This is a genomic window from Escherichia sp. E2562, from assembly GCF_005781075.1.
Classification (GTDB): Bacteria; Pseudomonadota; Gammaproteobacteria; order Enterobacterales; family Enterobacteriaceae; genus Escherichia.
Genome location: NZ_VATM01000003.1, coordinates 565,785 through 589,886 on the forward strand (window position 1 = coordinate 565,785; position 24,102 = coordinate 589,886).

Annotated in this window: 21 protein-coding genes; 7 read left to right on the top strand and 14 right to left on the bottom strand. The window is 52.3% G+C overall.

What is annotated here, in order from left to right:
• Nucleotides 1-181: 181 nt before the first annotated feature.
• From alr to FEK43_RS06615, 3 genes are all read right to left on the bottom strand, one after another.
• Complete coding sequence (gene alr, locus FEK43_RS06605) at nucleotides 182-1,261, bottom strand: alanine racemase (RefSeq protein ID WP_130218569.1); 1,080 nt, start codon at nucleotides 1,259-1,261, stop codon at nucleotides 182-184.
• 52 nt (nucleotides 1,262-1,313) lie between these two features.
• A complete protein-coding gene (dnaB, locus tag FEK43_RS06610; RefSeq protein WP_130205810.1) occupies nucleotides 1,314-2,729 on the bottom strand; it encodes a replicative DNA helicase in 1,416 nt (471 codons plus the stop codon).
• A gap of 70 nt (nucleotides 2,730-2,799) precedes the next feature.
• Entirely contained in the window at nucleotides 2,800-3,834 is a 1,035-nt protein-coding gene (locus FEK43_RS06615) for a LacI family DNA-binding transcriptional regulator (RefSeq protein WP_130205808.1), read from the bottom strand.
• A 255-nt stretch (nucleotides 3,835-4,089) separates the two neighbouring features.
• Here FEK43_RS06615 and FEK43_RS06620 point away from each other — a divergent pair, with 255 nt between their 5' ends.
• The 5 genes from FEK43_RS06620 (at nucleotide 4,090) to FEK43_RS06640 (ending at nucleotide 10,876) form a co-directional block, all read left to right on the top strand.
• Nucleotides 4,090-5,661, top strand: coding sequence for a malonate decarboxylase subunit alpha (locus FEK43_RS06620; RefSeq protein WP_135408642.1), 1,572 nt, complete (start codon nucleotides 4,090-4,092; stop codon nucleotides 5,659-5,661).
• Nucleotides 5,654-6,433 carry an enoyl-CoA hydratase/isomerase family protein gene (locus FEK43_RS06625; RefSeq protein ID WP_130205804.1) on the top strand — a complete coding sequence of 260 codons (780 nt, stop codon included), beginning with the start codon at nucleotides 5,654-5,656 and terminating at the stop codon, nucleotides 6,431-6,433. Before FEK43_RS06620 ends, FEK43_RS06625 begins: the two co-directional genes overlap by 8 nt.
• Before the next feature lie 77 nt (nucleotides 6,434-6,510).
• Nucleotides 6,511-7,740 (top strand): Nramp family divalent metal transporter, encoded by a 1,230-nt coding sequence (locus FEK43_RS06630; protein WP_165383314.1) that lies wholly within the window; start codon nucleotides 6,511-6,513, stop codon nucleotides 7,738-7,740.
• A gap of 10 nt (nucleotides 7,741-7,750) precedes the next feature.
• Nucleotides 7,751-9,787 carry an FAD-binding protein gene (locus tag FEK43_RS06635; protein WP_135408640.1) on the top strand — a complete coding sequence of 679 codons (2,037 nt, stop codon included), beginning with the start codon at nucleotides 7,751-7,753 and terminating at the stop codon, nucleotides 9,785-9,787.
• Between the two features lie 105 nt (nucleotides 9,788-9,892).
• The gene (locus FEK43_RS06640; RefSeq protein ID WP_135408639.1) at nucleotides 9,893-10,876 is read left to right on the top strand and encodes a quinone oxidoreductase; all 984 of its coding nucleotides are present in this window, start codon (nucleotides 9,893-9,895) and stop codon (nucleotides 10,874-10,876) included.
• A 163-nt stretch (nucleotides 10,877-11,039) separates the two neighbouring features.
• Here the strand turns inward: FEK43_RS06640 and pspG are convergent, their stop codons facing one another.
• Together pspG and dusA are read right to left on the bottom strand one after the other, a co-directional pair.
• Entirely contained in the window at nucleotides 11,040-11,282 is a 243-nt protein-coding gene (gene pspG / locus FEK43_RS06645) for an envelope stress response protein PspG (RefSeq protein WP_000891404.1), read from the bottom strand.
• Nucleotides 11,283-11,415: 133 nt separating this feature from the next.
• A complete protein-coding gene (gene dusA, locus FEK43_RS06650) occupies nucleotides 11,416-12,411 on the bottom strand; it encodes a tRNA dihydrouridine(20/20a) synthase DusA (protein ID WP_130205796.1) in 996 nt (331 codons plus the stop codon).
• Nucleotides 12,412-12,566: 155 nt separating this feature from the next.
• On the opposite strand from dusA, the gene zur reads away from it, so the two are divergent.
• Nucleotides 12,567-13,082, top strand: a complete 516-nt coding sequence (gene zur, locus FEK43_RS06655) for a zinc uptake transcriptional repressor Zur (RefSeq protein WP_130205794.1) — start codon at nucleotides 12,567-12,569, stop codon at nucleotides 13,080-13,082.
• Between the two features lie 41 nt (nucleotides 13,083-13,123).
• Here zur and FEK43_RS06660 read toward each other — a convergent pair whose 3' ends face one another.
• From FEK43_RS06660 to dgkA, 4 genes are all read right to left on the bottom strand, one after another.
• Complete coding sequence (locus tag FEK43_RS06660) at nucleotides 13,124-13,333, bottom strand: CsbD family protein (RefSeq protein WP_001030602.1); 210 nt, start codon at nucleotides 13,331-13,333, stop codon at nucleotides 13,124-13,126.
• Nucleotides 13,334-13,448: 115 nt separating this feature from the next.
• Nucleotides 13,449-14,774: an MATE family efflux transporter DinF gene (gene dinF, locus FEK43_RS06665; RefSeq protein WP_135408637.1), complete on the bottom strand. Its 1,326-nt coding sequence runs from the start codon at nucleotides 14,772-14,774 to the stop codon at nucleotides 13,449-13,451.
• Nucleotides 14,775-14,846: 72 nt separating this feature from the next.
• Entirely contained in the window at nucleotides 14,847-15,455 is a 609-nt protein-coding gene (gene lexA / locus FEK43_RS06670; RefSeq protein ID WP_064525560.1) for a transcriptional repressor LexA, read from the bottom strand.
• Nucleotides 15,456-15,564: 109 nt separating this feature from the next.
• Nucleotides 15,565-15,933 (bottom strand): diacylglycerol kinase, encoded by a 369-nt coding sequence (dgkA, locus tag FEK43_RS06675; protein WP_000002907.1) that lies wholly within the window; start codon nucleotides 15,931-15,933, stop codon nucleotides 15,565-15,567.
• A 170-nt stretch (nucleotides 15,934-16,103) separates the two neighbouring features.
• On the opposite strand from dgkA, the gene plsB reads away from it, so the two are divergent.
• Entirely contained in the window at nucleotides 16,104-18,527 is a 2,424-nt protein-coding gene (plsB, locus tag FEK43_RS06680; protein WP_130206092.1) for a glycerol-3-phosphate 1-O-acyltransferase PlsB, read from the top strand.
• 154 nt (nucleotides 18,528-18,681) lie between these two features.
• On the opposite strand, the gene ubiA is transcribed toward plsB, so the two are convergent.
• The 5 genes from ubiA to malK all read right to left on the bottom strand — a co-directional run bounded on the left by ubiA (nucleotide 18,682) and on the right by malK (nucleotide 24,023).
• Entirely contained in the window at nucleotides 18,682-19,554 is an 873-nt protein-coding gene (gene ubiA / locus FEK43_RS06685; protein WP_135408635.1) for a 4-hydroxybenzoate octaprenyltransferase, read from the bottom strand.
• 12 nt (nucleotides 19,555-19,566) lie between these two features.
• Nucleotides 19,567-20,064, bottom strand: coding sequence for a chorismate lyase (gene ubiC / locus FEK43_RS06690; protein WP_064525550.1), 498 nt, complete (start codon nucleotides 20,062-20,064; stop codon nucleotides 19,567-19,569).
• A 178-nt stretch (nucleotides 20,065-20,242) separates the two neighbouring features.
• Nucleotides 20,243-21,163 (bottom strand): maltose operon protein MalM, encoded by a 921-nt coding sequence (gene malM, locus FEK43_RS06695; RefSeq protein WP_130205785.1) that lies wholly within the window; start codon nucleotides 21,161-21,163, stop codon nucleotides 20,243-20,245.
• Between the two features lie 332 nt (nucleotides 21,164-21,495).
• Nucleotides 21,496-22,836, bottom strand: a complete 1,341-nt coding sequence (gene lamB / locus FEK43_RS06700; protein ID WP_130205783.1) for a maltoporin LamB — start codon at nucleotides 22,834-22,836, stop codon at nucleotides 21,496-21,498.
• A gap of 71 nt (nucleotides 22,837-22,907) precedes the next feature.
• Nucleotides 22,908-24,023, bottom strand: coding sequence for a maltose/maltodextrin ABC transporter ATP-binding protein MalK (malK, locus tag FEK43_RS06705; RefSeq protein ID WP_130205781.1), 1,116 nt, complete (start codon nucleotides 24,021-24,023; stop codon nucleotides 22,908-22,910).
• Between the last annotated feature and the right edge of the window lie 79 nt (nucleotides 24,024-24,102).

The following is a 24,102-nucleotide window of genomic DNA, read 5'->3' on the forward strand; positions in this document are numbered from 1 at the left end:
TGTTCAGCGACGAACGGCAATTAACCAGAGGGTAAGACTGATGACAAACGCAAAACCACCAGATGCATGACGTTTATCAGGCCTATGCGAGAATATCAATTTATTGAATTTACAAGATATTACGTGCCGGATAAGGCATTCACGCCGCATCCGGCACAGACAATCAACTATTACAGAACGATTAATCCACGTATTTCATCGCGACCCTTGACGTCAGGCGCGTGATAAGTTCGTAAGCACTCACTTTTGTTATTTCTGCGATACGCTCTACGGGCAAACCTTCACCCCATAAAATGACCTGGTCCCCGGCTTTATCCTGCGCCTGTGGACCTAAATCTACGCAAATCATATCCATCGCCACGCGACCAACAATCGGCACTTCACGACCATTAACCAGCACTGGCGTACCGGACGGCGCGGCGCGCGGGTAGCCATCGCCATAGCCCATCGCCACCACGCCAAGGCGGGTATCGCGTTCGCTAATCCAGGTGCCGCCATAGCCTACCGGTTCACCCGCTTTATGCTCACGCACGGCAATCAGGCTGGAGGTCAGTGACATCACAGGCTGGCAACCGAAATCAGCACCGGTGGAGCCATCTTCCAGCGGTGACACGCCGTAAAGAATGATGCCCGGGCGCACCCAATCAAAATGCGACTGCGGCCATAACAAAATTCCGCCCGATGCGGCGATTGAACGCTTGCCGGGTTTGCCTTCGCAAAAGGTATTGAAGATATCGAGTTGTTTCTCAGTCGCGCCGCATTTTGGCTCATCAGCGCGAGCAAAGTGGCTGACAATATTCACCGGCTGACGGACGTTTTTACATTGCGTAAGACGTTGATAAAACGCCTCAGCTTGTTCCGGTAAAACGCCCAGTCGATGCATACCGGTGTCGAGTTTCATCCAGACGGTAACTGGCTCCTCCAGACTGGCCTCTTCCAGAGCAGCAAGCTGTTCTTCGTTATGCACGGCAGTATGCAGATGTTCAGCGGAAATAGTCGGCAGATCGTCTGCTTCAAAAAAGCCTTCCAGTAACAATATAGGTTGCGTGATGCCCCCTGCTCTAAGCCGCAGGGCTTCTTCGAGACGGGCTACGCCAAAGGCGTCGGCATCAGGAAGCGTTCGCGCGGTTTCAAGAAGACCGTGACCATAAGCGTTCGCTTTCACCACCGCAACCAGTTTACTGGCGGGGGCCAGTTCACGCAGACGTTGCAAGTTGTGTCGCAGAGCGCGGCGGTTAATCACTACAGTTGCCGCTTGCATTTGTATTCCTTGATAAGTGTTTGCTTTAATTACCTAATACATAAAATAATTATTATTCGTCATCGTACTGCGGCCCCGCGTAGTTGTCGAAGCGCGACCATTGACCGTTAAAGGTCAGGCGTACCGTCCCGATTGGGCCGTTACGTTGTTTACCGATAATAATTTCCGCGATGCCTTTCAAATCACTGTTCTCGTGATAAACCTCATCACGATAGATAAACATGATCAAGTCCGCATCCTGCTCGATGGAGCCGGATTCACGCAAGTCGGAGTTGACCGGACGTTTGTCGGCACGTTGTTCCAGAGAACGGTTCAACTGGGACAGGGCCACCACCGGCACATTCAGTTCTTTTGCCAGCGCTTTCAGCGAGCGGGAGATTTCTGCAATTTCCAGCGTACGGTTGTCGGAAAGTGACGGCACACGCATCAGCTGCAGGTAGTCGATCATGATAAGCCCGATGCCGCCGTGCTCACGGGCAATACGACGCGCGCGCGAGCGCACTTCCGTTGGCGTCAGACCGGAGGAGTCATCAATATAGATGTTACGTTTCTCGAGCAAAATGCCCATCGTGCCGGAAATACGCGCCCAGTCTTCATCATCCAGTTGCCCGGTACGGATTTTGGTCTGGTCAACGCGCGACAGCGATGCCAGAGAACGCATCATAATCTGTTCCGATGGCATCTCCAGCGAGAAGATAAGTACCGGTTTATCCTGCAACATCGCCGCATTTTCGACGAGGTTCATCGCAAATGTCGTTTTACCCATCGACGGACGCGCCGCGACGATAATCAAGTCCGACGGCTGCAAACCGGCGGTTTTTTTGTTGAGATCGTCATAGCCGGTGTTTACCCCGGTGACGCCATCGTGCGGCTGCTGGAACAGTTGCTCAATACGCGCCACGGTAGCGTCGAGCACATCGGCGATGTTCTTCGGCCCTTCGTCTTTATTGGCGCGACTTTCGGCAATTTTAAAGACGCGGGATTCAGCAAGGTCCAGCAAGTCTTCACTGGTGCGCCCTTGCGGATCAAAACCAGCTTCGGCAATCTCGTTAGCAACTGAGATCATCTCACGGACAACAGCACGTTCCCGCACGATGTCAGCATAAGCGCTGATGTTCGCCGCACTTGGCGTATTTTTTGACAGCTCTGCCAGATAAGCGAAACCACCGACGCTATCAAGTTGCCCCTGGCGCTCCAGCGATTCCGCCAGAGTTATCAGGTCTATCGGGCTACCACCTTCCTGCAAACGCGCCATTTCGGTAAAGATATGGCGGTGCGGACGGGTGTAGAAATCGTCTGCCACTACACGCTCGGCCACATCGTCCCAGCGTTCGTTATCCAGCATTAAACCGCCCAACACCGACTGCTCCGCTTCGATCGAGTGCGGAGGCACTTTCAGCCCGGCAACTTGTGGATCGCGCTCGCGAAGCTCAGCCTGCTGTTTGTTGAAGGGTTTATTTCCAGCCATAGTGAATGGAGTTACCTGCTGTTAAAAAGGGATAGAGAGTATAGCGAGAAACAGTTTCTCGCTACAGCATTTAACGCCCCCGTCTTCCGGTAGAAGCGCGAATTTGCAGGGTTGGGCGATAGACGTAATGGCTGAGCGGTGCGTCTGGCTGCGCAATACGCCGTAAAATTTGCTGCGCCGCCTGTTTCCCCAGAGCCAATGGCTCTACCGCAATTGTGGTTAACGGCGGGTTACTGTAAGCACAAGCCGCCACGCCATCATTACCAATCAACGAAATATCTTCCCCGGCAAATAATCCTCTTTCGCCCAGTGCCGACTCCGCGCCAAAAGCCATTAAATCGTTATAACAAATCACCGCTGTGGGTGGAGAAGGCATATCCAACAGTTGTTGCATCAACTGGTAACCGTTGGCCTGAGTCGGTTCAGCGCGCAGCGAAAAAGCATCAGTGCTCCACGGCTGTAAATCATGATGATTCATCGCCTCCAGGTATCCCTGATAACGCATATGGTGCGTAAGTCCCCCAATAAACACGATGTCTCTGTGCCCTTGTTGAATGAGATATTCCGTAGCTTCCCGGACGCCTGCGTGGCTGTCCACGCCAACGTAATCGACGGGCAATTGTTGCCAGTCCAGAGGGCGCATTGTGATTAATAAGGGTGTGGAACTGTTGGCATAACGCTGTAAATCGGCTTCTGAGGTGCTGTTTACTGGACAGAGGACAATGCCCGCGACGTGGTGTTCCAGCAAGGTATCAAGTACCTGTTTTTGCCGATCGCTACGCTGGGAGGTATTGGACATTACGGTGATAAAACCGTGCTCCGCCAGCGTGATCTCAAGGCCCATTGTAAATTCAGCGAAAAAAGGGTTGGTCAAATCATCAATCACCACGCCGATAGTCAGCGATTTTTGCGAACGCAGATTGGCAGCAAAACGGTTATAGACATAGCCTAATTGCTCAATGGCTTGCTGGACTTTTTGTTGCGTCTCTTTTTTGATAAGCGGACTGTCGTTGAGTACCAGCGACACGGTCGATTTCGAAACGCCAGCCGCACGTGCAACATCGGTTAATGTTACCCGCTTTCTTCCTGTATCCGACTTCGCCATGACTACTCCAACCCCCCATAAGATCAAGGCATTTACTTTATCATAATCTCCTTTTACTCATGCGATCCGTTAACGCCATGGATCGCAGGAGATCGTCGATTCGATCACAGATTCATACTTCCCTTGTTGTATTTTTTGCACGCCAATCGTACAAATTACGCATAAATTAGATCGTTCCAATTAATTTATAATCACTATTATGTTGTTTTACATTGATATTTTTAATTATTTTTATATCGAAATAAGGAAATTATTATGTGCTCTGTACGCACGATCACTGCATCGGAAGCTGCAGATTTGATTGCTGATGGCGCAGTTGTCACCGTCTCCTCCTCCAGTGGAATGGGGTGTCCTGATGCCGTGCTGGCAGCAATAGGTGAACGCTTTCAACATGCCGGACATCCGCAAAACATCACCAGCATCCACCCTATCGCCGCAGGTGATATGTATGGCGTAAAAGGCATCGATCATCTGGCGCAATCGGGTTTACTGGCAAAAGTGATCGCTGGCTCCTACCCCTCTGGGCCATCATCAATGACGCCTCCGTTAATCTGGCAAATGATCAATGACAACGCGATCCCCGCCTGGAATCTGCCTTCCGGGATCTTATTTGATATGCACCGGGAAGCGGCGGCTCATCGTCCTGGCGTGCTGACACAAACAGGCATGGATACCTATGTGGATCCCCTGTTGCAGGGCGGCGCAATGAATGAAAAAGCGGCGCAACAATCTCTGGTTGAACGTGTTCGATTTGCTAACGACGACTGGCTGTTTTTCCCCAGCATCGTGCCCCAGGTAGCGATCATTCGCGCTACCACTGCCGATGAACGCGGCAACCTGACTTATGAACATGAAGGGGCTTATCTTGGGCCACTGGAACAGGCCACAGCTGTTCGCAATAACGGTGGCATCGTAATTGCGCAGGTAAAACGGCAGGTTGCCGCCGGAAGTCTGAAACCAAAAGAGGTGCGTATTCCGGGTGTACTGGTGGATTACATCGTGATTGCGCCGGAACAAACACAAACCACGCAAACACAATACGAACCTGCCATTTCCGGCGAAATCAGTCGTCCGCTGTCCGCCTTTCGTTATATGGAACATGGCCCGGCGCGGGTTATTGCCCAGCGAGTCGCGCAAGAACTACAAAGTGGAGATGCGGTAAATATTGGCTTTGGTATTTCTGCCAATGTACCGCGTATTTTACTGGAACAAGGTCGCCACGGTGATGTCACCTGGCTGCTGGAACAGGGCGCAATTGGCGGAGTTCCACTACTGGAATTTCAATTCGGCTGCGCCTCTAATGCAGAAGCATTTTTGCCCTCTCCCCAGCAGTTCACCTATTTCCAGGGCGGGGGTTTTGATCTCACTCTGATGTCATTTTTACAAATCGGCGCAGATGGCTCAGTAAACGTCTCGCATCTGCCTGCCCGTCCACATGTCACTGCCGGATGCGGTGGGTTTATTGATATCACTTCACATGCGAAGCGAATTATTTTCTCTGGCTTTTTCAATGCTGGTGCCCAGCTGCAACTGGATGATGGTCAGCTGCGTATCATTAAAGAAGGCAAAGCCAAAAAGCTGGTGCAAGAAGTCGCCCACGTGACGTTCTCCGGCAAACGCGCAATAAGACTCGGGCAGCAAGTGCAGTACATCACTGAACGCTGCGTTCTGGAATTAACACCAGACGGGCTACTGGTCACAGAAATTGCCCCTGGTATTGATCCTGAACGCGACATTCTCGCCCAAAGCGATGCCCCACTCCGTCTGGCAGACGATCTCAAGCTAATGAATCCCCACTATTTTCAACAAGGACGTCACCATGAATAACGGCACTATTGACCTCCAGCGCAACGGTTTCATTGCCACTCTGGTGATTAATCGTCCGGCGAAACTCAACGCATTAACCCCGGAGATGCTTGAACAGCTGCTGACACATTGCCACACGCTGGAAACGGATTCGGAGATCCGCGTAGTTCTGCTGACCAGCGCCAGTGAAAAAGCGTTTTGTGTCGGTGCGGATATTCATCGCTGGACCTCTCTTTCTGCACTTGATATGTGGCGCAACTGGATCCGCCGCGGTCATCAGGCATTTGACGCTCTGGCACAACTGCCACAACCCGTAATCGCCCTGGTGCACGGACTGGCTTATGGCGGTGGTCTGGAACTGGCTGCTACCGCCGATATCCGTATTTGTAGCGCCGAGGCTCGGATGGCGCTACCAGAAACCGGACTGGCGACAGTGCCTGGCTGGTCAGGAACGCAGCGGCTGACGGCACTGCTTGGGCGCTCACTGGTGAAAGAACTGGTATTTACCGGCGAACCACTAGATGCACAGCGTGCGCTGTCCTGCGGGCTGGTGAATCGTGTTGTCGCCAGGGAAACGTTACACGACGCCGGGCTGCAACTGGCACAACGTATCGCCCAACGTGCTCCGGTTGCTGTGCAGATCGCCAAGCAAGTTATCGATGCCGGAGAAGGTATTGCCGTTGCCTCGACGCTTGAAGCACTTGCTGGCGCTTTTTCCGCCACTACTGAAGATGCTCGTGAAGGAAGTCAGGCATTCGCCGAGAAGCGTCTCCCGCACTTTCAGGCGCGCTGAAAGCCTCTTACAAGGAAAGAAAGATAATGAATATGACAACCTCTGTTCCCCAAACGCCTTCTTTATTCCGGCGAATAATGACAAAACTTGCGGCCTTTGCGCCTGGCATCTTTCTTATTGGCTACAGCATTGGGACAGGCAGTATCACCACTATGGCGAAAGCGGGTGCAAACTATGGCGTCTCGCTGATGTGGGCCGTGGCGCTTTCTTGCATTGTTACCTGGTTTTTAATCCGTATTTATGGTCGTTATGCTTCCGTCACAGGTGAACGCGCGTTGACTGCATTTCGTCGCCATATCCATCCTGGCGTTGCTATGTTGTTTCTGATCGGGTTAACCGTTGCCGTCAGTGGTTCCATTATGGGGGTAATGGGCATTCTGGCGGATGTAATGGCAACATGGTCCACGACCTGGTTTAGTGGCGGTATCTCAGCACTCGCCTGGGCTATCGCGATGGTCATTATGATTAACGTGATGCTCTGGACCAACAGCAACGCCGGGTTCGACAAAATCCTCTCCGCGCTGGTTGGCATTATGGGGCTGGCGTTTGTGATTAATTTTTTCATTATGATGCCGCCGGTCGCAGATCTGCTGGCCGGATTTATTCCGTCTGTTCCCGATCCTGTTGCTGGCGATAACAGTACGCCATTTCTGATAATTTCTGGCATGGTGGGTACCACCGTAGCGCCAGCAATGTTTCTTATGCGCACGACTCTGGTAAAAAGTAATGGTTGGGGTGTGGACAATCTGCCTCATCAAAATCGTGATGCCATTGTCAGTGCAGGAATGATGTTCATCATCAGTGCGGCGGTGATGGCTGCGGCTGCGGGTACGTTGTATCAAACTGGCACAGGTTTAAATAACGCCTCGCAAATGGTCATTATTCTCGAACCTATTGCTGGCTCGGCTGCCGTGGGACTATTTGTTATTGGTATTGTTGCTGCCGGGCTTTCCAGTCAGTTCCCGAATTTACTGTTAACGCCCTGGCTGCTGGCTGACTGGCGTGATACCAGCAACGAAGTTAGCCCAGGTTACCGTATCCTGATGACGGTTATGTCTCTGCTTTGTCTGGTTGTGCCGCTGTTCCACGCACGCCCGGTATTGGTGATGATTGCCAGCCAGGCCTTTAACGCTATTATTCTGCCGCTGACTGTTTTATGTATGTTCTGGCTGGCGAACAAGCCTTCGTTAATGGGCGAATATCGTTGCTCACGCTGGGAAAACGTCATGTTTATTGCCATAAGCGCATTTACGCTAATCATGGGCTATATGGCAATGAGCGGCTTAATCGAAAGTCTGATGAAATAGGTGGGACGCAATGATTGACGAAACGCTAACGGCGCTCACTGATATCAAAATGCCCCATTACGCACCGCTGGCTCAAGCCAGCGGTAGTATCGACCTTAACGGCGCCATTTTACCTGAGTACCGCTGCAACACGCTGGTGCTAGGCAGTGGTGCTGCCGGATGGCGAGCTGCCGTCGAGCTGAAACGGCAAAATGTCGATATCATGGTAGCCTCCAGCAAAGCCTTCTGGGGCACTTCCGCCTGTTCTGGTTCTGATAAACAAACGCTCCACACCGCCAATACCCGTGCAAATGGTGACCATTTTCTGGCATTAAGTGACACTCTGGCGGCGGGCGGTTCGATGGATCATGACACTGCCTATGTTGAAGCCGTCGGCTCAGTGAACACCTGTGAAGTACTGAAATATCTGGGTCTGGATCTGCCAGAAGATCTCTTTGGCGCAACGTTGCGTTATCAAACCGATCACGATGAGTTCGGTCGCGCCACCAGTTGCGGCCCACGAACTTCTCGCCTGATGGTTAAAGTTCTGGCTCTGGAGGCAATGCGCCTTAATATTCCTCTGCGCGATCACACAACGGCGATTCGTATCCTGACCCGCGGTGAAGGAGAAAACAGACGAGTCGTAGGGGTGATCGCTATCGATAAAGCCTGTCGGGATAATCCCTGGCGAATGATAGTAATTCGCTGCCAACATCTGGTTTTAGCCACGGGCGGGCCAGGTGAACTTTATCGTGACAGTGTCTATCCGGTGAACTGTTTTAGTGCGTTGGGCATGGCGTTGGAAGCAGGTATAAGCCTGGTGAATCTTACGGAGAGTCAGTTTGGTATCGGTACACCGCGCAGCCAATTTCCGTGGAATCTTTCCGGTACTTACATGCAAGCGATGCCGCGCATCTACTCGCAGGACCACTCCGGACGTCAGTATAATTTTCTGGCAGCTTATTACCCCACGACTCGTATGCTGGCCTCCGCGATATTTCGCAAAGGTTACCAGTGGCCGTTTCACGCGGAACGAATGCTGGAATATGGCTCCAGCCTGCTGGATGTCGCGGTGTATGAGGAGACACAAAAAGGGCGCGATGTTTTCCTCGATTTTCTGCGGGAACCCGAACCCGCAGCGGACGGAACGCCATTCAACCTGCGGGAACTGGATGATGATGTCATCGACTATCTGCAACAAAATCACGCCCTGCTGGCGCAACCGCTGGCGCGATTAACACAGATGAATCCTCTGGCTATTCGTTTGTATCAGATGCATGGTCATGATCTCACAGCCTCACCGCTAAAATTTACGCTAAACAATCAACATCTTAATGGCGGAATTGATGTTGATATTTGGGGGCGTACATCGCTAACTGGTTGTTATGCTGCCGGAGAAAATGCCGGAACACATGGTGTGACGCGTCCTGGTGGGTCGGCGCTCAATGCCGGGCAAGTTTTCGCCCGCCGCTGTGCATTGCATATTGCTCATCAGAAAAGTCTGGACCTCCCTCTCGAGAGGCAACAAATTCTCAGCACGATTAATGAGGCGCAACAGTTCCTGAATCAGGGGCTGCTGCGCGACGACGTGCGAGAAACGATACAAAATACCATGAGCCACCATGCTGCAATTTTGTGTCATACGCAGGGGATCAACACTGCCGCGCAAACCATAGCAACACTTTGTGAAGATATTCGCCGGGAAGGCATTCAAAGCGATGAAAACAGCCTCGCCCAATCTTTCCAGTGGCGGCAAAGTGCGCAACTGGCGCTGGCTGTACTGCGCTCTTTACAATGCTATATCGAAAATGGTGGCGGGAGCCGTGGCGCCAGGGCTGTCTATGATGGCGAAGCCGGTATCGCACCGCAAACGCCAGGTGGGCCACTCCTGACCTGGCGTTTTCGACCAGAAAATCAGGATGCCCGGCAATACATGATTTGTGTTTGTCTGGAAGCTAATGATTGCCATGCCTGGATTCGCTTGTGCCGTGAGCGGGGCGTATTAACGCTAACCAACTTTGAGCGCCAGTGGCAAAACTGGATTGCGGCGACGCTGTTTCAATACTGACCAGAGATATTCCGGGTTGTGACCACAGCCCGGAAAAAATCCCCGCGCGGCCCGGCGACTACTGTTAGGCTTAAAACAGATATGTCGCTCAGTAAAGGAGTTTAAATGGCAACACGCATCGAATTTCACAAGCACGGTGGCCCGGAAGTTCTGCAAGCCGTGGAGTTCACGCCTGCCGATCCGGCGGAGAATGAAATCCAGGTCGAAAATAAAGCCATTGGCATTAATTTTATCGACACGTATATCCGCAGCGGCCTTTATCCGCCGCTATCGCTACCCAGTGGATTAGGCACAGAAGCAGCTGGCATCGTGAGCAAAGTCGGCAGCGGCGTGAAACATATTAAAGCAGGCGATCGCGTGGTTTATGCACAGTCAACGTTAGGGGCTTACAGCTCTGTGCATAACGTCAATGCCGATAAAGCCGCAATTCTTCCCGCGGCGATCTCTTTTGAGCAAGCCGCCGCATCATTCCTGAAAGGCTTAACGGTTTATTATCTGCTACGCAAAACGTATGAAATCAAACCTGACGAACAGTTCCTGTTCCATGCGGCTGCTGGCGGCGTGGGCTTAATTGCCTGTCAGTGGGCAAAAGCCTTAGGGGCAAAACTTATCGGCACCGTGGGAACGGCGCAAAAAGCGCAAAGCGCCTTAAAAGCAGGCGCGTGGCAGGTGATTAACTATCGCGAAGAGAATCTGGTCGAGCGGTTAAAAGAGATTACCGACGGCAAGAAAGTGCGTGTGGTGTACGATTCCGTAGGCAGAGACACCTGGGAACGCTCGCTGGATTGCCTGCAACGTCGCGGTTTAATGGTCAGTTTTGGCAACTCATCAGGCGCGGTGACGGGTGTGAACTTAGGCATTCTCAATCAGAAAGGCTCGCTGTATGTGACACGCCCTTCCCTGCAAGGCTATATCACCACGCGGGAAGAGTTAACTGAAGCCAGTAATGAACTGTTTTCTTTGATTGCCAGCGGCGTAATTAAAGTGGATGTCGCAGAACATCAGAAGTACCCGCTGAAGGATGCGCGGCGTGCGCATGAGATTCTGGAAAGCCGGGCGACGCAGGGTTCCAGCTTACTGATTCCATAAAGAAATTGGGCTTCCACCTGGGAAGCCCTTTCTTTTATAGTTCGGCTGTATGTAGGGTACAGCTCGATGAATTTGTTTGACGCGCAATAGTGACAGATTTGATTATCAATTCCTATTTTGTTCTAAGGATAAAACCCGAGGTTGTGATCATCCGCACAATCCCTTAGTAACGCCAGCGGTCATAACGCTGATATTTAGGCACTTTTGGCGCTTTAATCGCCTTGATCACCCACACTACCGCAATCGCCAACAGCAGCCACGGCAGCAACTTAATCATCAATGCCAGCATCCCACCGAGGAACATAATGGCCGTCGCCACAACCAGCGCAGCGATAATGCCCAGCAATGAAACGCCGGTGACCATCAACATGACAAAAAAGCCAATCACAAAAAGTAGTTCCAGCATGATGTTCTCCCAAAAATGAAATCTCTTGCTTGTTTTACAAGAATCATGCCAGAAATAACATATTGATTTATCAACAAAACGCCCCGCGTCGAAGCGCAGGGCGTGGTGAATTTGACTACTTTGTGGTGAAAAATTAACGCTTATCCGCTACCAGTTTGAGCGCATGTTCCAGCACGTTAATGTCAGCGCCCGCTTTATGGGCATTTTCACTTAAATACCGCCGCCACTGCCGCGCACCAGGAATCCCCTGGAACAGCCCCAGCATATGCCGGGTGATATGACCGAGATACGTCCCCTGGCTGAGTTCACGCTCAATGTACGGATACATAGCGCGTACCACCGCCACCGGATCGGCATCGGTATCCGAGGAACCAAATATCTCTCGATCCACCGCCGCCAGAATGCCTGGGTTTTGATACGCTTCACGCCCGACCATCACGCCATCCATATGTTGCAGGTGTGCTTTAGCCTCTTCCAGTGACTTGATGCCGCCGTTAATCGACATAGTCAGATGCGGGAAATCACGCTTCAGTTGATAGACACGCGGGTAATCGAGCGGCGGGATCTCACGGTTTTCTTTCGGACTTAAACCAGAAAGCCAGGCTTTGCGCGCATGGATAATAAACATCTCGCATTCGCCTTTGCCGGAAACAGTGTCGATAAAATCACAGAGAAATTCATAGCTGTCCTGGTCGTCAATGCCAATACGCGTTTTCACCGTCACTGGAATCGACACTACGTCGCGCATCGCTTTTACGCAGTCAGCCACCAGTTGCGCATTCCCCATCAGGCACGCGCCAAACATGCCGTTCTGTACCCGGTCTGACGGGCAGCCGACATTCAGGTTGATCTCATCATATCCGCGCGCTTCTGCCAGCTTCGCACACTGCGCCAGCGCCGCCGGATCGCTACCGCCCAACTGCAACGCCACCGGATGCTCTTCTTCACTGTACGCCAGGTAATCACCTTTACCGTGAATAATCGCCCCTGTGGTCACCATTTCGGTATAGAGCAGCGTATTACGGGAGAGCAGACGCAGGAAATAACGGCAGTGTCTGTCCGTCCAGTCGAGCATAGGAGCAATAGAGAAACGGTATGCGGGATAAGCGGTTTGTGATTCTGCTGACATGGCGATTTTTTAAGCATCTGGTGAATTGGGGGCGCTACTATAGCATAACGAATATGCGATCAGGCAATGTGGCAGCTTCGATGCCCGGTTGTCGGCGTTTAAGTGAGAATTATGGTAAAGTAAGGACATTCTTAACCCCACTTTCGAGGTGCACAATGGAAAAGACCACAACGCAGGAGTTATTGGCGCAGGCTGAAAAACTCTGCGCGCAGCGTAATGTGCGCCTGACACCGCAACGTCTCGAAGTGCTGCGCCTGATGAGCCTGCAAGAAGGGGCTATCAGCGCCTACGATCTACTTGATTTGCTGCGCGAAGCCGAGCCGCAAGCCAAGCCGCCGACGGTTTATCGCGCGCTCGATTTTCTGCTTGAACAAGGTTTTGTGCATAAGGTGGAATCCACCAACAGCTATGTGCTCTGCCATCTGTTCGATCAGCCCACCCATACTTCAGCCATGTTTATTTGCGATCGCTGCGGCGCAGTGAAAGAAGAGTGTGCAGAAGGCGTGGAAGACATTATGCATACGCTGGCGGCAAAAATGGGTTTTGCCCTGCGGCATAATGTGATTGAAGCACATGGTCTCTGTGCGGCATGTGTGGAAGTTGAAGCGTGTCGTCATCCTGAACAGTGCCAGCATGATCACTCTGTGCAGGTTAAAAAGAAACCGCGTTAAGAGGGCGTACATCCTTGTACACGTCGGGCAGGAGGGATTAATTACCAGCGGTAATCATGGCGTTTTTCCCAGCTATCAACCTCTTTTTCTGCCTGATCTTTCTGGTAACCGTAACGTTCCTGGATTTTACCCACTAACTGGTCACGCTTACCTTCAATGACCGTCATGTCATCATCGGTCAGTTTGCCCCATTGCTCTTTCACTTTACCTTTGAACTGTTTCCAGTTACCGCCGACTTCGTCTTTATTCATATTCAAATCCTCATCGTTAGGTGGTGAATGAGTGTACGCTCACTTTTCTTCTGAACGTGGGATTAAGTGTAGTCAGGAATTTGGCTTAGGATTATTTATTCAGAACTTTTAACCGTCATGTTGCGGCAAACCAGGTACCGTTGCGCCAGTGACGCCGCCAGATAGCTGCCAGAGAAAGCCCGCGCAACGCCAGAAAGACGGTTAACGCCAGCCATAAACCATGGTTACCCAACCACGGCAACGTCAGTAGCGTCAAAGCGAACCCTGCTGCTGCGACTGCCATACTATTGCGCATTTCGGCAGCGCGCGTTGCGCCAATAAACATACCATCCAGCAGATAACACCAGACTCCTACCAGCGGTAAAATAACCTGCCAGATTAGGTAGCGATCGGCCAGATTCTGGATCTGCGTTAACGACGTTAGAAACGCGATGATATGTTCACCCGCCAGCAAATAAACCACCGAAAACAACAATGCCACGATCCCCGACTGGCGGCACGCTGCGCGCCAGACATCCAGTAACTGGCTACCGTCGCGCGCACCATACGCCTGACCGGAGTGGGCTTCAACCGCGTAGGCAAAACCATCCAGCGCATAGGCTGTAAAGGTGAGTAACGTCATCAGGACTGCGTTGACGGCGATAATATCGCTCCCCAGTCGCGCGCCAAGTACGGTGATCGCGCCGAAACAGAGTTGCAACAACAGCGAGCGCAGCATGATATCGCGGTTAAGCGCCAGCAAGCGACGGAAGTTTCCTCGCCAGGCAGTTTTCAGCATTTCGCCGGAGATGCCGCGTAGTTTGAGGATTTTACGCACCATTAGCAGACCAATCAGCAATGTTGCATATTCCGCAATAACCGTCGCCAGCGCCGCGCCCTGCACGTTCATATGCAGCCCCATCACCAGCCAGACATCCAGCACAATGTTGAGGATATTGCCAACCACTAACAAAATCACTGGCGCGCGGGCATATTGCACGCCGAGCAACCAGCCGAGCAGCACCAGATTCGCCAGCGACGCCGGTGCGCTTAACCAGCGGATTGCAAGAAATCGCCGCGCCTGTTCCAGAACCGCTTCGCTACCACCAACAATATGCAGCGCCAGCTCGATAATCGGCGTACGCAGTAACGCAATCAACGCTCCGGCCCCCAGTGCCAGCAGCAACGGCTGCACCAGCGCACGCGCCAATGCCTGAGGATTTTTGGCACCATAAGCCTGTGAAGTAAGCCCGGTAGTGCTCATACGCAAAAACAGCAACAGCATAAAGAGAAAACTGGTCGCCGTTGCGCCAACCGCCACGCCGCCCAGATAAACCGGACTATCAAGATGACCAATGACCGCCGTATCAACCAGTCCCAGCAAGGGAACGGTGATATTGGAGAAAATCATGGGTAAAGCCAGATGCCAGAGTGCCTTATCAGATGAAGTGAGGAATGCCATGCAGACAAGCCTGATGAAGAGAGATTAAAAACCAACCGCGATGCCAGGCGGCATCGCGGTATCAGAGATAGATTACAGCCAGTCGCCGTTGCGAATAACACCAACCGCCAGCCCTTCAATGCTGAAGCTCTGCTGACGAAGGTCAACGACAATGGGTTTAAACTCGCTATTTTCTGGCAGAAGTTCGACTTTATTACCCTGTTTTTTCAGACGCTTAACGGTAACTTCGTCATCTATACGCGCGACAACGACCTGACCATTACGCACATCCTGGGTTTTATGCACTGCCAGCAAGTCGCCGTCCATAATGCCGATATCTTTCATCGACATCCCACTGACGCGCAGCAGGAAATCGGCATTCGGTTTGAACAGGGAAGGATCGACCTGATAATGACCTTCAATATGCTGCTGCGCCAGAAGCGGTTCACCGGCAGCCACACGACCCACCAGCGGCAACCCTTCTTCCTCTTCCTGCAACAGACGAATCCCGCGCGATGCGCCGGAAACAATTTCAATAACGCCTTTGCGTGCCAGCGCCTTCAGATGTTCTTCTGCCGCATTTGGGGAACGGAACCCCAAACGCTGCGCGATTTCCGCACGCGTCGGCGGCATACCTGTCTGGCTGATGTGATCACGGATGAGATCAAACACCTCTTGTTGCCTGGCCGTTAACGCTTTCATTCCGCCCCCTGGGTGTATATACAGTTATGCTGTGAGTATATACAGCAAAAGGTGATTTTGGAACCATAAACTACACAATAAACCAGAGATTTATCGAATTCTGGAAGGGTTATCCAAAATGCGACCATAACAGAATGCACCAGGTAATCACGGCGACGATAATGGCGATCAGCACCGCGGCAGAGCCCATATCTTTCGCCCGCCCGGAAAGCTCATGGTATTCAGAGCCAATACGGTCAACCACCGCTTCGATGGCACTATTGAGAATTTCCACAATCATCACCAGCATGACAGAACTAATAAGCAATACTCGGGTTATTGCATCCACATCCAGCCAACAGGCAATAACAACTGCCAACAATACCGCGACACCTTCCTGACGGAATGCCGCTTCGTTGATCCATGCGGCACGTAAACCTTTCCAGGAATAGCCAGCAGCTTTGATAATTCGGGTGAATCCAGTGGTATTATTGGCCATCGAAAGAACCTTTTTACATTATGAGCGTCAATATCAGTGTACCGTTGAATCCGAAGATTACGGTTAGCGTAACGTCGCGCGAAACATGAGCGGATACCACAGAATTTCCCATGACTTTCTGCTATCCTTCCCGCGCATTTGCATTATTAACCAGAGGCTTTACATCGTTTATGTCCGGCTGGCCACGAATTTACTACAAATTACTGAATTTACCATTAAGCATCCTGGTAAAAAGCAAGTCTATTCCGGCAGATCCTGCCCCGGAACTGGGACTGGATACCTCTCGTCCAATTATGTACGTTTTACCGTACAACTCAAAAGCGGATTTGCTGACGTTGCGCGCCCAGTGCCTGGCGCACGACCTGCCTGACCCATTAGAGCCGCTGGAAATAGACGGCACGTTACTACCGCGCTATGTGTTTATTCATGGCGGGCCGCGTGTTTTCACCTATTACACACCGAAAGAAGAGTCTATTAAGCTGTTCCACGACTATCTCGATCTGCACCGCAGCAACCCAAATCTGGATGTGCAGATGGTGCCGGTATCGGTGATGTTTGGTCGTGCGCCGGGGCGCGAAAAAGGTGAAGTTAACCCGCCACTGCGCATGCTCAACGGCGTACAGAAATTTTTCGCCGTGCTATGGCTCGGTCGCGACAGCTTTGTGCGTTTTTCTCCGTCAGTTTCGCTGCGCCGTATGGCGGATGAACACGGCACGGATAAAACCATCGCCCAAAAACTGGCGCGCGTGGCGCGTATGCACTTTGCCCGCCAGCGTCTGGCAGCCGTGGGGCCGCGCCTGCCAGCTCGTCAGGATCTGTTTAACAAACTGCTCGCCTCCCGCGCCATTGCCAAAGCGGTAGAAGACGAAGCGCGGAGCAAAAAAATCTCCCATGAAAAAGCGCAGCAGAATGCTATTGCACTGATGGAAGAGATTGCTGCGAACTTCTCTTACGAGATGATCCGCCTGACTGACCGTATTCTGGGCTTCACCTGGAACCGACTTTATCAGGGCATCAACGTCCATAACGCCGAGCGCGTTCGCCAGTTGGCCCACGACGGTCATGAGCTGGTGTATGTGCCTTGCCACCGCAGCCACATGGACTACCTGCTGCTTTCTTACGTGCTGTATCACCAGGGGCTGGTGCCGCCGCATATCGCCGCCGGGATCAACCTGAATTTCTGGCCTGCCGGGCCGATTTTCCGCCGTCTGGGTGCGTTCTTTATTCGCCGCACGTTTAAAGGCAATAAACTTTATTCCACGGTTTTCCGTGAGTATCTCGGCGAACTGTTCAGCCGTGGTTATTCCGTCGAGTACTTTGTGGAAGGCGGTCGTTCGCGTACAGGCCGTTTGCTGGACCCGAAAACCGGTACGCTGTCGATGACCATTCAGGCGATGCTGCGTGGCGGCACACGTCCGATTACGTTAATTCCGATCTACATCGGTTATGAGCACGTCATGGAAGTGGGTACTTACGCCAAAGAACTGCGCGGGGCAACGAAAGAGAAAGAGAGCCTGCTGCAGATGCTGCGCGGTTTAAGCAAGCTGCGTAATCTCGGTCAGGGCTATGTCAACTTCGGTGAACCAATGCCGTTGATGACCTACCTTAACCAGCACGTGCCAGACTGGCGTGAATCTATCGATCCCATCGAAGCGGTGCGTCCGGCCTGGTTAACGCCGACGGTCAATAACATTGCTGCCGATCTGATGGTACGCATTAACAACGCGGGCGCGGCTAACGCCATGAACCTGTGCTGTACTGCACTTCTGGCGTCACGTCAGCGCTCACTCACCCGCGAGCAGTTAACCGAGCAACTCAACTGCTATCTGGATTTGATGCGCAACGTGCCTTACTCCACGGACTCTACCGTTCCTTCAGCCAGTGCCAGCGAGCTTATCGATCACGCGCTGCAGATGAACAAGTTTGAAGTTGAGAAGGATACGATCGGCGACATCATCATTCTGCCGCGCGAGCAAGCAGTGCTGATGACCTACTATCGCAACAACATTGCGCATATGTTGGTGCTGCCTTCGCTGATGGCGGCAATTGTCACCCAGCATCGCCACATCTCCCGCGACGTATTGATGGAGCACGTCAATGTGCTGTATCCGATGCTGAAAGCGGAGCTGTTCCTGCGCTGGGAGCGCGACGAGTTGCCGGGCGTTATTGATGCGCTGGCGAATGAAATGCAACGCCAGGGGCTGATTACGCTGCAAGATGATGAATTGCATATCAACCCAGCGCATTCCCGCACGCTTCAGTTGCTGGCCGCAGGCGCGCGCGAAACGCTGCAACGTTATGCCATCACTTTCTGGCTGCTGAGCGCCAACCCGTCGATCAACCGCGGTACGCTGGAGAAAGAGAGCCGCACCGTGGCGCAACGTCTCTCCGTGCTTCACGGTATCAACGCGCCAGAGTTCTTCGACAAAGCAGTATTCAGTTCTCTGGTACTGACGCTGCGTGATGAAGGGTATATCAGCGACAGCGGCGACGCCGAACCGGCAGAAACGATGAAGGTCTATCAGTTGCTGGCGGAGTTGATTACGTCAGATGTACGTTTGACGATTGAGAGTGCGACGCAAAGCGAAGGGTAATCGGTGAGAGTTGCCGGATGCGGCGCAAACGCCTTATCCGGCCGACCATAATCTGCAAATTCAATAAATTGCGATTTATTGTGTAGGCCTGATAAGCGCAGCGCATCAGGCAGCCCAGAAGAAAGCCGGATGATCATCCGGCTTTTTTACATCATCAGAAATGCCAGTAACTCATTGCCAGCCCTAAAAACAGCACCAGGCCAACATAGTTATTATTCATAAATGCTTTAAAGCAGGCTTCACGCTCGCGGTTGGCAATCAGTTTTTGTTGATAAACAAACAGCGCGCCAGCCACCAGAATTGACCAGTAATATCCCCAGCCTAAGCCATTTAACTCACCGATGATTGCCATCAGCGCCAGTACGCCAATCTGCAAAATACCGATAATCAACTTATCGTATTGGCCGAACAGAATTGCGGTGGATTTAATGCCAATCTTCACGTCATCGTCACGGTCGACCATCGCATATTGCGTGTCGTAAGCCACCGCCCACAGAATATTGGCAAGGAACATCATCCAGCAGCTTAACGGCACCGATTCACTCACAGCGGCAAAAGCCATTGGAATCGACCAACCAAACGCCGCACCCAGCACCACTTGCGGTAAATGGGTATACCGCTTCATAAACGGGTAAACCCACGCCAGCGCCAGTCCGGCAATCGACAACAGAATGGTCATCGTGTTCAGTGTCAATACCAGTAAGAACGAAAGCAACACCAGCACCACAAATAGCGTTCGCGCCTCTTTCTCCGTAACCGCACCGCTGGGAAGTGGTCGGTTTGCCGTGCGCTTAACATGGCCGTCAAACTTACGGTCAGCATAGTCATTCACCACGCAACCGGCGGCGCGCATCAGCCAGACGCCTGCGACAAACACCGCCAGGATCCAGAGTTGGGGAACACCCGGTGTCGCCACCCACAGCGCCCACAACGTTGGCCAGAGCAGCAGTAACGCGCCAATTGGCTTATCCGTACGCATTAAGCGGTGAAACGCCAGCAGCTTATTTTGCGTCAGACTCCACTCCATATTTTTTTCCTCTTAGTACAACGGTGACGCCGGTAAAAATAGCTCGGTCAGCAGCAGTGGCTTACCGCTTAATCGCAGGCGGGAACGTCGCCCCCACAATCCGGCATCACGGCCTATCTCAATAAAGTCCCGGGTTAATGTCGATGATGTGAACAGATAGCGGCCTAACGGCGTTTTACCTAATTTTTGTAACGCCAGCTCGGGGCCACTTAACGTTGACACAGGAACGACGGTACGCCCGGCGAGCCAGGGTTCACCATCAGCACATAACAATATTTCTCGTAACCAGTAACGGGGCTCTTTCGGCAGCAGCGGTAATTCTTCGGGGATTTCATTCTGCTCGACAAACCCTTCGCGGATCATCGTTACGCTCACCGTTTTTCCCTGCTGTTCAAAACGTTTAGTCATGGAATCTTCCAGCAACAACCAGTCGAGCAGTTGCGGTTCCAGCGCAGGAATCTCTGCAAAATAGCGCAGCGCACGCAGTTGCGTTAACGCGGGGTGTGACATGCCGAACTCTCCGTTACATAACGTAAAGGCATTGTATCGCAGAAAAGCGATAACGGGAGATGTAAAGCATATTAAGTGATCTAATACGCAACAAAAACGCAACAATCACTGGGAGGGAGAAAAAAAGGTGCGCCGGAAGACGCACCAGTTGTTGCAAAATCAGCACTGTGGGGCGTACTTACCCCTTGCCTTTTACACTGCTGATAAAGGTGGAACGGGCAGATGTCGATCCCAGGCGTTCAGCTTCATCAAGCAGTTTTAACGCCTTATCAACATCACCTTTCGCGACAGCGTTTTTGATCGCGGTATTAAAATAACTTTCCGTGTCGTTGAGCATCGGTTCGCTTTTCTTCACCGGTGCCGGAGCGGGTGCAGCCACGGCGGGTGCCGTCGTGTTACCTACCGTAACCGGAGCTGGAGCGGAAGAACCAAATAACGGCCCCACCAACACGCTGGAGCTGGAGTTGGTTTTCACTTTCAGTTTCAGCAGGCCATCAGTGGTATGACGGGCAACCGGATCTGGAATATCTGGCACCGAGTTACCGACACCTTTGGCATAGGCTTTTGCCGGGTCGAGCAGTTGCGTCGTCTGCTGGAGATCTTTTTCCGTGGTAAAGACCAGAACATACAGTTTTTGCTGCCCCAACGCTGGTGTCAGGCGCATCACCCCTTCCAGACGATCGGCGCTCATGACGCCAGGTTCCTGGTAAGTGAAATAACTGCTGGGGAAGAAGGCAGATGGCGTCATGTTTTGATCAAGAATCAGCACGTTCGGCGCAAATACACTGGTTTGTTTGTTCACTTCGCTGGTCAGCGTAAGGGTCAGTTCGCCAATGTTTGCCGGAACGCTGTATGCCGCAACCGGGCCACTGATACCAGGAACGTTCAACCGTTGGCCGCCAGTCGCTAACTGGGTAGTCTGAGTTTTGGATTGATCGACGGGTGTCCAGGTTAATTGTTGCAGCGCAGCAGATGGAATGGCAGGCGCGTCACTGGTGTTTTGCGGTACGTAGTTGACGTCGGCGAGGCTAATTCCAGGCGCGCTCGCCAGCAACCCTGCTGATAAACAGAGGGCGATGAGACTTTTATTCATTTTCATTGTTTTCACCTCAAAATCTGGAGTTCAGCGGTAGCCAGGCAATAGCGCGCTAAACCGATAATCAGAGGGGCTTGCGCCCCTTATAGATAATGGCAACGTGTTTTTATGCCGGATGCGGCGTAAACGCCTTATCCGGCCTACATTCGGCAGCTGTTGTAGGCCTGATAAGACGCGACAGCGTCGCATCAGGCGTTGGTTGCCGGATGCGGCGTGAACGCCTTATCCGGCCTACATTCGGCAGCTGTTGTAGGCCTGATAAGACGCGGCAGCGTCGCATCAGGCGTTGGTTGCCGGATGCGGCGCAAGCACCTTATCCGGCATACACATTGCTATTACCACCAGATTTCCATCTGGGCGCCGAAGGTCCACTCGTCGCTATCACCGCGACCGAAGCTACCACCTTCGAAGCTCGCCGGAACGGCTTTACCGTAGTTCGGGTTGGAAGAGGAACTACCGTTGTAGTCATAGCCCCATTTCTCATCCCACTTGGCGTAGGTTGCGAAGACACGAATAGCCGGGCGTGACCAGATGCTGTCGCCAGCCTGCCATTGTTGTGCGAGGGTAATTTTGTACTGATTGTTTTTGTCGCCAGTGCGCTGGGATTCGACGTTGTCGTAGCCGATCTCCATCAAGGTACTCATGATTGGCGTCCACTTGTACATCGGGCGAATACCGACGGTCCACCACTTGGTGCCGTTATCGTTATCCCAGTTGATGTCCTGATACATACCCACGTACATCATGTCCCAGTTGTCACCCATCGAGATCGCACCGTGATCAAGAATACGCAGCATGTGACCGTTGTTGTTGATGTTGTAGGCAAAGTGTTCGTTATCAAACGCGACGCCAGAGCCCTGCGACAGACCTTTACCCTGCGAGGTCATCGAGTCAGTTGCGTACTGAACAACAAACTTGTTGAAGCCCTTCAGGATGCTCTGAGTATGTTCAGCAGTGAATAACCAACCGTCTTTCGATGCGCCATCAACCAGACGATAGTTATCACGCAGGTTAGCGCGACCGTAGTCGACACCCAGTTCTAACGTACCGCCTGGGTTGATTTCCATCTGCGCTAAACGCACGTCGAAGACATCGTTCGCAGTTTCGTTGGTGTAGTCATAGATATTGTTGCTGGCGAACGAGGAAGAACCACCTGCTTCAGAAGAGCGGGTTGCAGCCAGAGAGAGCTTACCGAAGCCAACATCGATGTTTTCCAGACCGGCACCAGGACCAGAAATATCCCAGTAGTAGAAGTCGATCATATGAACGTCATGACGTTGATAGAAACGCTTACCCGCCCAGATGGTGGAACCAGGCAGCCATTCAATCAGGTTTTTACCCTGCACGTTCGCTTCACGGAAGGCCGGATCAGTGGCTTCCCAGTCATTCTGTTGCGCGACGGAATAGGCCACGTTAGTGTCGAAATAGAAGCTCTTATCGCCCTCTTTCCACACTTCCTGACCCAATTTTAATTCAGCATAAGTTTCACATTCGTTGCCAAGACGGTATTTACTTTGAGCACCAGTGGTCTGGAAACACTGTTGTTCACCGCCACTCCCTGTCCAGCCGATACCGGAACGAGCGTAACCGTGGAAATCCACAGCCATTGCCTGAGCAGACATTACGCCCGCTGCGACGGCAACCGCCAGAGGAAGTTTGCGCAGAGTAATCATCATTCTATCTCCTGAGTCATTGCTTTTCTTTTTTCACATCACCTGTCACAGGTTTTGTGTCTTTTGTTGGGTGCTTAAACGCCCGGCTCCTGATGCAGTCGACGACATGCAGTGCCATCCTCACGGAACAGATGGCAACGCTCTGGCGGCAGGCCGATAGCGAATGTGGCACCTTCTTCTACCAACACCACGTCAGACTGGCGGTACACCAGGTTTTGACGAATGGAAGGGATCTGGATATGAATTTGGGTTTCGTTGCCGAGTTGCTCGACGACCTGAACTTCACCTTCAAGGATGACGTCGGCGATATCACTTGGCAGTAGATGTTCCGGGCGAATGCCCAGTGACATGTTGGCTCCGACCTGAACGTTGTGGCTTTCAACAGGAAGCCAGACTTGCTGGAGGTTTGGCATCGGCAGCTCAACCTGGACTTGATCGATTGCAACGGCGGTCACTTTTACCGGCAGGAAGTTCATTTTCGGCGAACCAATAAAACCTGCGACAAAGCGGTCTGCCGGATAGTGATACAGTTCGAGGGGTTTCCCGACCTGCGCCACGCGCCCGGCATCCAGCACCACGATTTTATCGGCCAGCGTCATCGCTTCGACCTGATCGTGGGTGACGTAAATCATCGTGCGGCCCAGACGTTTATGCAGGCGGGAGATTTCGATACGCATCTGCACACGCAGCGCAGCGTCAAGGTTGGATAGCGGTTCATCAAGTAAAAACACGCTTGGCTCTGCCACCAGAGTACGACCAATCGCCACTCGCTGACGCTGCCCGCCAGAGAGTGCCTTCGGTTTGCGATCAAGCAAGTGCGCCAGTTGCAGTACTTCCGCCACCTGGTTAACGCGCTGGTTGATCACCTCTTTCTTCGCGCCCGCCAGTTTCAGGCCAAAGGACATGTTTTCTGCCACTGACAGATGGGGATAGAGCGCATAGGACTGGAACACCATGCCGACGCCGCGTTCTGCTGGCGGGGTATCGTTCATTCGTTTCTCACCGATGAACAGGTCGCCGCTGGTGATCGTCTCAAGACCGGCAATCATGCGCAGTAACGTTGATTTACCGCAGCCAGATGGCCCGACAAACACCACGAACTCACCTTCGTGGATCTCGAGGTTGATATCTTTCGATACCACCACATCCCCCCAGGCCTTCGTTACATTTTGCAGCTGTACGCTCGCCATGCCCTTCTCCCTTCGTTACAACCTGTCATCGACAGCAACATTCATGATGCGGTGACTATGCTTGATCGACAGATAGCTT

Excerpts from the sequence above, each read along its gene's own strand:
- alr (WP_130218569.1), bottom strand. The coding sequence starts at position 1,261 with ATGCAAGCGGCAACTGTAGTGATTAACCGCCGCGCTCTGCGACACAAC.
- dnaB (WP_130205810.1), bottom strand. The coding sequence starts at position 2,729 with ATGGCTGGAAATAAACCCTTCAACAAACAGCAGGCTGAGCTTCGCGAG.
- FEK43_RS06615 (WP_130205808.1), bottom strand. The coding sequence starts at position 3,834 with ATGGCGAAGTCGGATACAGGAAGAAAGCGGGTAACATTAACCGATGTT.
- FEK43_RS06620 (WP_135408642.1), top strand. The coding sequence starts at position 4,090 with ATGTGCTCTGTACGCACGATCACTGCATCGGAAGCTGCAGATTTGATT.
- FEK43_RS06625 (WP_130205804.1), top strand. The coding sequence starts at position 5,654 with ATGAATAACGGCACTATTGACCTCCAGCGCAACGGTTTCATTGCCACT.
- FEK43_RS06630 (WP_165383314.1), top strand. The coding sequence starts at position 6,511 with ATGACAAAACTTGCGGCCTTTGCGCCTGGCATCTTTCTTATTGGCTAC.
- FEK43_RS06635 (WP_135408640.1), top strand. The coding sequence starts at position 7,751 with ATGATTGACGAAACGCTAACGGCGCTCACTGATATCAAAATGCCCCAT.
- FEK43_RS06640 (WP_135408639.1), top strand. The coding sequence starts at position 9,893 with ATGGCAACACGCATCGAATTTCACAAGCACGGTGGCCCGGAAGTTCTG.
- pspG (WP_000891404.1), bottom strand. The coding sequence starts at position 11,282 with ATGCTGGAACTACTTTTTGTGATTGGCTTTTTTGTCATGTTGATGGTC.
- dusA (WP_130205796.1), bottom strand. The coding sequence starts at position 12,411 with ATGTCAGCAGAATCACAAACCGCTTATCCCGCATACCGTTTCTCTATT.
- zur (WP_130205794.1), top strand. The coding sequence starts at position 12,567 with ATGGAAAAGACCACAACGCAGGAGTTATTGGCGCAGGCTGAAAAACTC.
- FEK43_RS06660 (WP_001030602.1), bottom strand. The coding sequence starts at position 13,333 with ATGAATAAAGACGAAGTCGGCGGTAACTGGAAACAGTTCAAAGGTAAA.
- dinF (WP_135408637.1), bottom strand. The coding sequence starts at position 14,774 with ATGGCATTCCTCACTTCATCTGATAAGGCACTCTGGCATCTGGCTTTA.
- lexA (WP_064525560.1), bottom strand. The coding sequence starts at position 15,455 with ATGAAAGCGTTAACGGCCAGGCAACAAGAGGTGTTTGATCTCATCCGT.
- dgkA (WP_000002907.1), bottom strand. The coding sequence starts at position 15,933 with ATGGCCAATAATACCACTGGATTCACCCGAATTATCAAAGCTGCTGGC.
- plsB (WP_130206092.1), top strand. The coding sequence starts at position 16,104 with ATGTCCGGCTGGCCACGAATTTACTACAAATTACTGAATTTACCATTA.
- ubiA (WP_135408635.1), bottom strand. The coding sequence starts at position 19,554 with ATGGAGTGGAGTCTGACGCAAAATAAGCTGCTGGCGTTTCACCGCTTA.
- ubiC (WP_064525550.1), bottom strand. The coding sequence starts at position 20,064 with ATGTCACACCCCGCGTTAACGCAACTGCGTGCGCTGCGCTATTTTGCA.
- malM (WP_130205785.1), bottom strand. The coding sequence starts at position 21,163 with ATGAAAATGAATAAAAGTCTCATCGCCCTCTGTTTATCAGCAGGGTTG.
- lamB (WP_130205783.1), bottom strand. The coding sequence starts at position 22,836 with ATGATGATTACTCTGCGCAAACTTCCTCTGGCGGTTGCCGTCGCAGCG.
- malK (WP_130205781.1), bottom strand. The coding sequence starts at position 24,023 with ATGGCGAGCGTACAGCTGCAAAATGTAACGAAGGCCTGGGGGGATGTG.